Source organism: Rhodoluna sp. (assembly GCF_049276775.1).
Classification (GTDB): Bacteria; Actinomycetota; Actinomycetes; order Actinomycetales; family Microbacteriaceae; genus Rhodoluna.
This window is the reverse complement of sequence record NZ_JBASXC010000049.1, coordinates 1-8,687: the sequence shown is the minus strand read 5'-3', so window position 1 is coordinate 8,687 and position 8,687 is coordinate 1. Positions and strand designations below refer to the sequence as shown.

Genomic DNA, 8,687 nt, shown 5'->3' with positions numbered 1-8,687 from the left:
TGAACCCTTGAAAGGTTTCGATGCTTTTCTGGTCGGAAAAGTCATCTGAGATCATGAAGTGAATGTTGCCGTCTCGGACGTGGCCAAAGATGACTGGCTTGCCGTAGCCAAAGCCTTCGCAAGCCTCACTTAGCAACCTGCAGGCCTCGGTTAGTTTCTCCGGAGGAACCGCAACGTCCTCCAATAGCGCAGTGGTGCCTGCCGGCCTAGCCTTGGCGACAACCGCATAGAGACCCTTACGCATTGCCCAAAGATCGTTTCGGAGTTGGCCCGTGGCCTGAGCAAAAACGATTGGCTTTGCAAATGTCTTTTCAAATCTGACCGACTTTGACGAAAGCTCCTCTTCGCTACCAGCCTCGAATTCAACCAAGACCGCAGCCGCGGTCTGAGTAACCATGTCGGCCAAGGGGTCTGGCAGCATGCCCTCGGCCTTGAGGGCTGCAAGGCTGGTCGCGTCCATTAGCTCAATCGCTGCCGGACTCTGTTCAATGAGTCCCGGTATCGCGGCATTGGCAGACTCAAGGTCATCAAATAGAAGCAGGTTGGCTGAGCGATAGGGCAAGGTTTCGACAGTTGCAAGCTCTACCTCCCCGAGAAACGCCAGGGTCCCCTCGGCTCCGACCAAAAGCCGAAGCAGAATCTCTACTGGAGAGTCAAAGTCCAAAAAGGCATTGAGTGAATACCCCATGGTGTTCTTCAGGCGAAACAGGTGTCGAATCTTCTGCTGATGAGCTCGGTTTGACCTGATCTGATCGCGCTTGGTCTCCAAAAGCTTGTAGATGTCTGGCCTCAAGGCTCTCAGCTGTGAGTCTGCGTCGGTAGCTGATGTGTCAAGAATTTGGCCGTCGGCAAAAGCAATCTTGGCTGAACGAATAGTTCGATAGCTGTTTAGCTCGGTGCCGCAGGTCATTCCACTCGAGTTGTTGCTGACCGCTCCGCCAAGAGTGCTGGCAACCATGGATGCAGGGTCTGGGCCGACCTTCCGGCCCCTTCGAGAGAGGTGTCCATTGAGTCTTGCCAACGTCACGCCTGGTTGCGCGGTAATTGAGTCCTCGCCAATCGAGACAAGCGACTGGAAGCCCGAGCGCGTATCCACCACCACACCGTGCCCGACGGTCTGACCGCTAAGTGATGAGCCGCCCGATCGAAAGGTCACGGGATAGCCATGTTGGTTTGCAAGGCCTAGGAGCCTTGCAACCGACTCTAGGTCTGTCGCCTTATGTGTTGCACCGGGCATGATTCGGAAGTGCGAGGCATCTCTTGACCACACCAACCTGCGGGTTAGGGATTCGGTGTCTTGTTTAGACGCGAGACCCTCTGCCTCAAAGAGCTTGCTGATCTGGACCATCGGTTAGCTGTGCCCATCAAAGTGAGCCAGCCCCTGGCTAATCAGGAATTTCACTCGCTCGTTTTCAACACCGGCAGCTATTTGCACGGCACCGATGCCTGAGGGCGCTTTGAGTTCAGAAGCGTCAAAGTCATGATCTGCCAGCACGCCTAAGAAGGACTCCCTCGCCTTCTCACTTCCTAGGAGCACAGATCCGCCGTAGCCCACAGACTTCGTGCCGACTGCGCTAGCGCAGGCCACCGCAGACTCGGCTGCAACCACCCCAGCCTCTGTGAGTATTTCCACAGCAGCCGGGTTGCCCACGTCTGAGAGTTCTGAGACTTTACGACTTAGGCTCGCAACGTCAAATTCTGTTATCTCCTGCCGAGCAAAGCGCCTGGGCCACTCAGCTGCAGTCCCGATCTGCGCTTCGAGGGCATTCAAAAGATCAGAGTTGCCAGTGAGCTCGCTGTCTCGGACGGCCCTGCGAATGGGCTTTAGTCCGATCCAGTAGGCGGAACCAAAGTCACCGAGCGATGCTCCAAGTCCGTCAATGCGCTGGGCCTTGCCGTTAGCAATCCCAAAGGCTAGAGCTCCCGTGCCGATAACGACAGTTACCCCCTCGGACTGACCAAAATGGGCGTAGTGGGCTGTGACCATATCGGAGGTAATAACGGCCTCGGCTCCAAACAACTCTCTGATTTCGGCCGCAATTGCACCTGCTGAGACCCCGAGGGAAGAAAAGCCACTCATGCCAAGGCAAACCCTGGAAGCCGTCAATTGTGGATTCTCTTTACTCAAGCTGCGAAGAGCGTCTATCAGATCTTGCTCTCGATTTTTAGACGAATTTGGGGCGTCGATGACAGCGATTGCAGGGGATTTTACGTCGCTGAAAACCCTCAGCCCAGAGGCCCCAACGTCTATCCCGAGAAAGTCCGTCACTTGGACATTCCTGCGGTTAGACCTGAGATGAGTTGCTTAGAAGCCACAACGAACAGGATAACCAGAGGAATGGTCGCAATAGTGAGTCCGGCAAAGAGGGTTGCCCAGTCAGTTTGGTACTCACCGAAGAATCTTGTTAGGCCCACAGGAAGTGTGTAGACGGCCCTGTCCCTCATCAACATAAGTGGGTAGAAGAAGTCGTTCCAGATTGGCACAAACCTGAACACAATTACCGTGGCAATTGCTGGCCTCACCAATGGCAGCAATATCGAGAAGAAGGTCCGGAAGTATCCCGCACCATCGATTCTGGCGGCCTCTTCAAGATCGATGGGCAACTGCCTAAAGAAAGCCGCCAGGATGAAGGAGCTGAAGGGAATACTTAGGGCGGAGTAAACCAGGATCAGACCCCAGAGGTTGCTAATCAATCCCAAGGCGTCAAAGAGATAAAAGATCGGCAGAATTGCGAGGAAGACTGGCAGCAGCAGGCCTGATAGGAATAGGCCCTCCATCAAGGCGAAGATCTTCCTCTTACTTCTTGCAAAGACATACGCGGCAAGTAGCGAAACTGAGGTACCGATGAAGACCGAGGTAATCGTCACGAACATCGAATTGAAAAAATAGGTCTCGAATGAGGCCGTGACCCAAGCCTTCTCATAGCTGGTGAAGTTGAAATTCTCTGGCATGGCTAGAGGCTCCCTTGCCATCTCCTTCATGGTTCTGAATGAGTTCAAAACCATGATCGACAGGGGAGAAAGTGAAACAAGGGCGTATAGCCAAAGCAGCGTGTGCTTTGGAATTGCCATTACATTGAGTCGTTTTCTCATTAGCCGTAAAGCCTCTTCTCACCGCGACTCAGCGCGAGTCTGAGGGCTACTGCCACACCAAAAATAAAGAGGAACAAAAGCATCGCCAAGGCGCTGGATGTTCCTATGGATCCAACATCGCCTGACTCAAATGCGGTCCTGTAAAACAGCAGCGCCATTACGTCCGTTGCTCCCGCAGGGCTTCCCGTCGAGCCACCAACGGCATAGGGAATGGGGAAGGCCTCCATGGCACCGATGAAGGTAAGAATTGAGACGGTTCCAAGTGCGGGAAGTAGCAAGGGGAAGGTTATCGAGCGGAACTTCTTGAAACCTGTGGCACCATCAATGTCCGCAGCCTCGGTTATCTCCTCTGGAATACCCCCCAAGGCAGCGCCATATAGAAGCATGGGGAAGCCGATCCACTGCCAGGCAGTAATAAAAACAATCGCCCAGATTGCGGTGGTTGGATCGCCCAGCCACGGAAGCGCAAGCTCCTCAAGTCCAACGGCCTTAAGGATTGCGTTTACTGGGCCAAAAAGCGGAGAGAGTAGCAGCGACCAGAGATAACCGACTACCAGCGGGCTCACGAGGTAGGGCATCGCGAACATGGTCTGGAAAAGCCGCTTTAGCCGGCCAATCTTGTGAAGGGCCATGGCCAACAAAAGACCCACTGTGTTTTGGAAAACCATCGCTCCCGCAAAAAGCAGGAGGTTGTGGGAGAAAGCATTGGGCAGAGCCTCATCGAAGGGCTTTCTGGTGAAGACCGCCTCGTAGTTCTCAAGGCCAATGAAACTGCCCTGAAGGGTTCCCTTCCAGCTAAAGAAGGAGTAGCTGAGTGCGGTAGCTAAGGGATAGAGGATGAAGACCGAGAACAGCAGGAGCGCTGGTGCCACGAAGACAACACCAGTGAGGAAGGGCATCCTCGCATGGCTCTTCACTGACTTGGTCTTCATCCTCTATTTCCTTTTCAGCTACAAACTAGGAGCTTATGAGCCTGGAGTGAACCAGGTTGCAACTCCCTCTTGTAGGTACTGCGCAACGTCCGCGGCTGATTTATCGCCGAGGAACATGCCTTGGATTCCCTCACCAATCAGTGTGGAACCGGTTGGGTCTCCGTAGCGCATGTCAACAAGGTTGATGTACTGCGAAGGACCTGATGCAAACAGTTCGCCGATCTCCTTCATGACAGGGTCTGAGTAGGTCATTCCCTTGATGGCGGAGAACTGCTTGATCTCGTCAACAAATAGCTGGCCAAATTCTGCTGAAGCTAGCCAGTTGAGTAGGTTCAGCGAAGCCTCCTGGTTTGCAGTGTTGGCGTTGATAGCGAAGCTACCGTCAGCCCAACCTGCAGCAAGTGGCTTGTCTGAAACTGCTCCCGGTGGTGGTGGAACCAGGTAGACGCCTAGGTCCATGTCTGGTGCCTGAGTCTGGAAGTTACCAAGCTCGAATGAGCCACCTGGGAACTGAGCTGCGGTTCCAGAGATGAACTGCACCTGGGAGTCTGCGTAGCCGACACCAATGACGTCATCGACCATGTAGTTGGTCATCTGGTTCACTAGGTCGATTGATGCAACGTAGTCGGCGTCGGTGAAGTCAGTTGAACCTGCGAGAAGCTCGTCACGGAACTCAGGACCACCGAAGCGCGCAGCACCAACAATCTCGTGGAAGATTGGCAGCATCCAAGCGTCCTTTGCACCCAGAGCCATTGGGGTGTAGTCAGAGGCATTCAACGCATCGTTGACCGCTACGAACTCTTCCCAAGTGGTTGGCTCGGTTAGGCCAAGCTCGTCAAAGATGCCCTTGTTGTAGAACACCTGCAGTACCTGAGTTGCAAATGGGACACCGTATAGGTTGCCGTCATTCTTGCCGGTTGCAGCAGCCAACAGGCTCTGCTCAACAGCAGAGGTGTCGACTAGGCCGTCAACCTGTAGCAACTGTCCGGCCTCAATTAGCGGCTGAACGCCACCGTAGGCACGGACCATGGCTAGGTCTGGTCCATCGGAGCCCTCAAGACCTGTTGCCAGAATCTGGTTGTACTCGGTGTTTAGGAAGGCCTCAAACTCGACTGTCACGCCTGGGTTGGCTGCCTCATAGACGTCAAAGATGGTGTTGTACTTCTCGACGTCTTCGGTTCTCCATGACCAAATGGTCAGGGTTACTGGTTCTACTGGATCAGCCGTCGCACTTGATTGAGCTTGAGCGCTGGTCTCAGCGGGTTCTTGGGCAGCGGGAGCGCAACCGGTTAGCACCAGTGCTGCTACTCCTACTAATCCAAGAGCACTTAGTCTCTTTCGCAATTTGTCTCCTTATTGATTCATTGCTTTGCGGCTGGATCGGAACATCGTGGGTTAGCCAGGCCCACAAATCTATTCAGTTTTATTTGTTATTGACTCCAAAGCCCTGTGGACCACGTCTCCGGCCGCACTTAGGTATGGGCGGGCGAAGTCGGGAGTTGTTTTTGAAATGCCACAAACCAAGGCAAGTTTTAGATCTCCCGAGCACTGCTCGAAAAGTTCCACCGCCTTCTCCTGCGACAATCCAGAACCTTCCATCAAGATGCGGATGCTTCTTGAGTGAAGTTTTTCGTTGGTCGCGACCATCGAAACCATGAGGTTCGAGTATGTGCGTCCAAGACCTACCATGACTGCCGTGGAGAAACCCGACAGTAAAACTTTTTGAAAAGTTCCCGCCTTCAGACGGGTTGAGCCGGTCAAAATTTCCGGGCCGGTGTCTCCCGCGATGACTATGTCCGCATACTGCGCGAGCGTTGGCTCGGGAACGCAGGCAATGATGGCGGTCTTTGCCCCGTTGGCCCGTGCCTTTTCTAGGGCTCCTCCGACATACGGGGTTCTGCCTGAGGCAGCCAGCCCAATGGCCAAGTCTTTGGGTCCCAGGCCAGAGGCATCGCTTGCTCCCGCAGCTACATCGTCCTCTGCGTTCTCTACGGATGTCAGCAGTGCATCCACTCCACCCGCCATGTGTGCCTGGACCACTTCAGGAGGAGTGTGGAAAGTTGGGTAGAGCTCTGCTGCATCCTGGGTGGCGATGCGACCGGAGGTGCCAGCGCCAAAGTAGTGCACCGATCCGCCGCTATAAATGCAGTCAATGGCGACTCGAACTAGCTCGGCAGTTTTTGGGATTACCCTCTTTGCCTCGCTTACAGCAAAGCTGTCTTCATCATTTATCAGCTCGAGGATTTCTTCAGCTTGAAGTTCATGGAGCGCGGTCGAGAGACTGTTGCGCTGTTCCGTAGGAAGGAACATGCCTAGTGTGTGCTTCGTCGCACCCGCTGTCTGAGCCATGGAAGAAACTTATTGCATAAATTTCAGTGCAAAACGAATTTTTGTAAAAATTTATCAATTTGAAATACTTTTTCAGTTATCTTTTCTGGCACTATCGTTTTATTGGAGGGGTGACATGTTTGAGCTGAACCAAAGAATCAATGCCTACCGCAAAAACATGACCAGAACACAGCTGGCATTGGCTGACCACCTTCTATCAGACCTCAACTCCTCCGCAAACATGACCATCGGCGAACTCGCCGACTCCGCAAAGGTCTCAACCGCGACGATTACCCGTTTCTGCGAGGCGTTGGGCTATTCCGGTTACTCAGACCTGCGGTCCGCCATCGTGGTTGCACTCGATCGCCGCCGAATGGACAAGGAACAATTTGCAATCGGAGGCGGTGACATCACTGAGGACGACTCGCTTGATGACACTCTCTACAAAATATCGTTCCAAGAGGCTGAGGCAATTTCAGACACCGCGCGCAACATTGATAGAGCCACAATCGACAAGACCGCCCAGGCAATCATTGGCTGCAGACGTCTAGATATCTACGGTCTTGGTTCGAGCTATCTAGCGGCCATGGACCTGCAACAGAAGCTCCATCGAATCGGTCTCACCGCCTACTGTTGGTCCGATAATCACCTTGCCCTTACCTCCGCTGCGGTTTTAGGAAAAGACGATGTAGCGATCGCGATTTCTCACTCGGGCATCACCAGCGAAGTGTTTCAGATGCTTGAGACGGCAAAGAAGTCCGGAGCCAAGACTGTCGCGATAACAAATCACCCCGCGTCGCCAATTGGCCGGATTGCGGATTTGACCCTGGTCACAAGCTCCAAGGAGTCCCGTTTCAGGTCGGGTGCTATGGCATCACGTATTGTGCAGCTTGCCGTAGTTGATTTTCTGTTTGTGAGGATTATGCAGACTCTCTACAAGACCGCCTCGGCTTCACTTGAGCGGACCTACGATGCGGTTCGAGACAACCGCCTCTCCTACAACCAAAAGGTATCGGACTAGAAACCGTAGGTTCTGACCAGCTGCCCGTTGGGACCTATCAGCAGCAGGTCTGCAGTCTCTCCAGCCGAAATTGGCGCAATCTTGAGTCCATAGGCCGCTGCGGGATTCTCTACAGCGCAACGAACCGATTGCTCCAAAGAATTGCCCCACAAGACATAGTTCTCAACCGCTTTGTCTAATGTCAGTGTCGAGCCGGCCAGCGATCCTGATGCTGTGGTGGCGACTCCGTCTGCGACCGTAACTTCGAGAGTGCCGAGCATGTATTTACCGTCCGACTGAGCGGCGGCGGCCATTGAGTCTGAAACCAGAATCAGCTTCTCCTGGGGCAGAATATTTGCCGCACTGGGCTTGACGTGATGACCGTCTGCTATCAGTTCGAGAAATGTGTTCGGAGCCTCAATTGCCGCGGGGATTGGTCCGGGGTCGCGATGGCCAATTGGCTGCATCGCGTTATAGGTGTGAGTGAGAACTCTGCGGCTTTGGCCAAAGAAATCCTTGGCCTGCTCGTAGTTTGCCTCGGTGTGACCAAGGCAAAGAGCAATTCCAGCCTCTGAAAGCAGGCTCAGCTGCGAATTAGTGAAGAGCTCAGCGGCGATTGTGATCGAGGCGATAGCCGACCCTCCGGTCTCGAGCTGGGCGGCCTTAGCAATTTCGTTTAGTTCCGCATCAGTTGGCTTGCGCAAGGCCTCTTTGTCATGGGCGCCGCAACGAGCCTCGGCAATGTATGGGCCCTCCAGATGCAGTCCCAGAAAACCGGGGTCATCCCCCATCAAGACCTTGGCATCAGCAATTAGTTCGAGAATCCGGTTCTGTGGCAGTGAAACCAAGCTAAGAATCGAGCGAGCGATCCCATACTTTCTCTGGCTTTCGCGAATCGCCCTCATCGAGGCGATGCCATCTTCGACGGCGTGGCCCTCAAGCCCGTGCGTGTGGGTCTCAATAAAGGGTCTTGAGAGCAGGTGGCCGGAACCGTCTAGCGACTCGTCGAATTCGAGATCGCGCCAAGATTCGCCGTGGCCAATCTCGCGAATCTCCCGGTCGAACAGAACCCAATTGTCATCTCCGGACCTGCCGGCAAATGACACTGAGTGAATGAGAATCACTTATGGCTCCTTAGAACAAGGCCAACAATACAGCGAGCCAAAAACGGGGGTGCCGAGGCACGATTGTCAGTGTTACTCTCATTGAGTGAAAAAATCAGGGTGGATTGGCATCACAGCTGCAGCACTTGTGCTGGTTATTTCAGGTGGTGCACTTGCAGTTGGCAATTACGTCTACACCTCAGCAACGGTTGTTCCGTGTGCAATAAATGA

At 53.8% G+C, this 8,687-nt stretch carries 8 protein-coding genes; 1 reads left to right on the top strand and 7 read right to left on the bottom strand.

All coding sequences use genetic code 11. The features are described from left to right. The 6 genes from WAO31_RS03485 to WAO31_RS03460 form a co-directional block, all read right to left on the bottom strand. Positions 1-1,348, bottom strand: a 1,348-nt coding sequence (locus WAO31_RS03485) for an FAD-binding oxidoreductase (protein WP_509590308.1), incomplete at its 3' end; no start/stop codon positions are given. A gap of 3 nt (positions 1,349-1,351) precedes the next feature. Then, positions 1,352-2,269: a BadF/BadG/BcrA/BcrD ATPase family protein gene (locus tag WAO31_RS03480; RefSeq protein WP_509590306.1), complete on the bottom strand. Its 918-nt coding sequence runs from the start codon at positions 2,267-2,269 to the stop codon at positions 1,352-1,354. Then, positions 2,266-3,093, bottom strand: coding sequence for a carbohydrate ABC transporter permease (locus tag WAO31_RS03475; RefSeq protein WP_509590304.1), 828 nt, complete (start codon positions 3,091-3,093; stop codon positions 2,266-2,268). The genes WAO31_RS03480 and WAO31_RS03475 overlap by 4 nt, the downstream gene beginning before the upstream one ends. After that, positions 3,093-4,025, bottom strand: coding sequence for a carbohydrate ABC transporter permease (locus WAO31_RS03470; protein WP_509590302.1), 933 nt, complete (start codon positions 4,023-4,025; stop codon positions 3,093-3,095). Before WAO31_RS03470 ends, WAO31_RS03475 begins: the two co-directional genes overlap by 1 nt. A 33-nt stretch (positions 4,026-4,058) precedes the next feature. Further along, positions 4,059-5,369, bottom strand: a complete 1,311-nt coding sequence (locus tag WAO31_RS03465) for an ABC transporter substrate-binding protein (protein WP_509590300.1) — start codon at positions 5,367-5,369, stop codon at positions 4,059-4,061. Positions 5,370-5,438: 69 nt separating this feature from the next. Further along, complete coding sequence (locus WAO31_RS03460; protein WP_509590298.1) at positions 5,439-6,374, bottom strand: N-acetylmuramic acid 6-phosphate etherase; 936 nt, start codon at positions 6,372-6,374, stop codon at positions 5,439-5,441. Between the two features lie 115 nt (positions 6,375-6,489). On the opposite strand from WAO31_RS03460, the gene WAO31_RS03455 reads away from it, so the two are divergent. Beyond that, positions 6,490-7,374, top strand: coding sequence for a MurR/RpiR family transcriptional regulator (locus WAO31_RS03455; RefSeq protein ID WP_509590296.1), 885 nt, complete (start codon positions 6,490-6,492; stop codon positions 7,372-7,374). Here the strand turns inward: WAO31_RS03455 and WAO31_RS03450 are convergent. After that, on the bottom strand, positions 7,371-8,477 hold the full coding sequence (locus WAO31_RS03450) for an N-acetylglucosamine-6-phosphate deacetylase (RefSeq protein ID WP_509590294.1): 1,107 nt from the start codon (positions 8,475-8,477) through the stop codon (positions 7,371-7,373). The two genes, WAO31_RS03455 and WAO31_RS03450, sit on opposite strands and share 4 nt — an antisense overlap. Positions 8,478-8,687: the final 210 nt, after the last annotated feature.

What these genes read in the sequence shown, in the direction of transcription:
- WAO31_RS03475 (WP_509590304.1), bottom strand. Translation starts at nt 3,093, where the DNA reads ATGAGAAAACGACTCAATGTAATGGCAATTCCAAAGCACACGCTGCTT.
- WAO31_RS03455 (WP_509590296.1), top strand. Translation starts at nt 6,490, where the DNA reads ATGTTTGAGCTGAACCAAAGAATCAATGCCTACCGCAAAAACATGACC.
- WAO31_RS03470 (WP_509590302.1), bottom strand. Translation starts at nt 4,025, where the DNA reads ATGAAGACCAAGTCAGTGAAGAGCCATGCGAGGATGCCCTTCCTCACT.
- WAO31_RS03460 (WP_509590298.1), bottom strand. Translation starts at nt 6,374, where the DNA reads ATGGCTCAGACAGCGGGTGCGACGAAGCACACACTAGGCATGTTCCTT.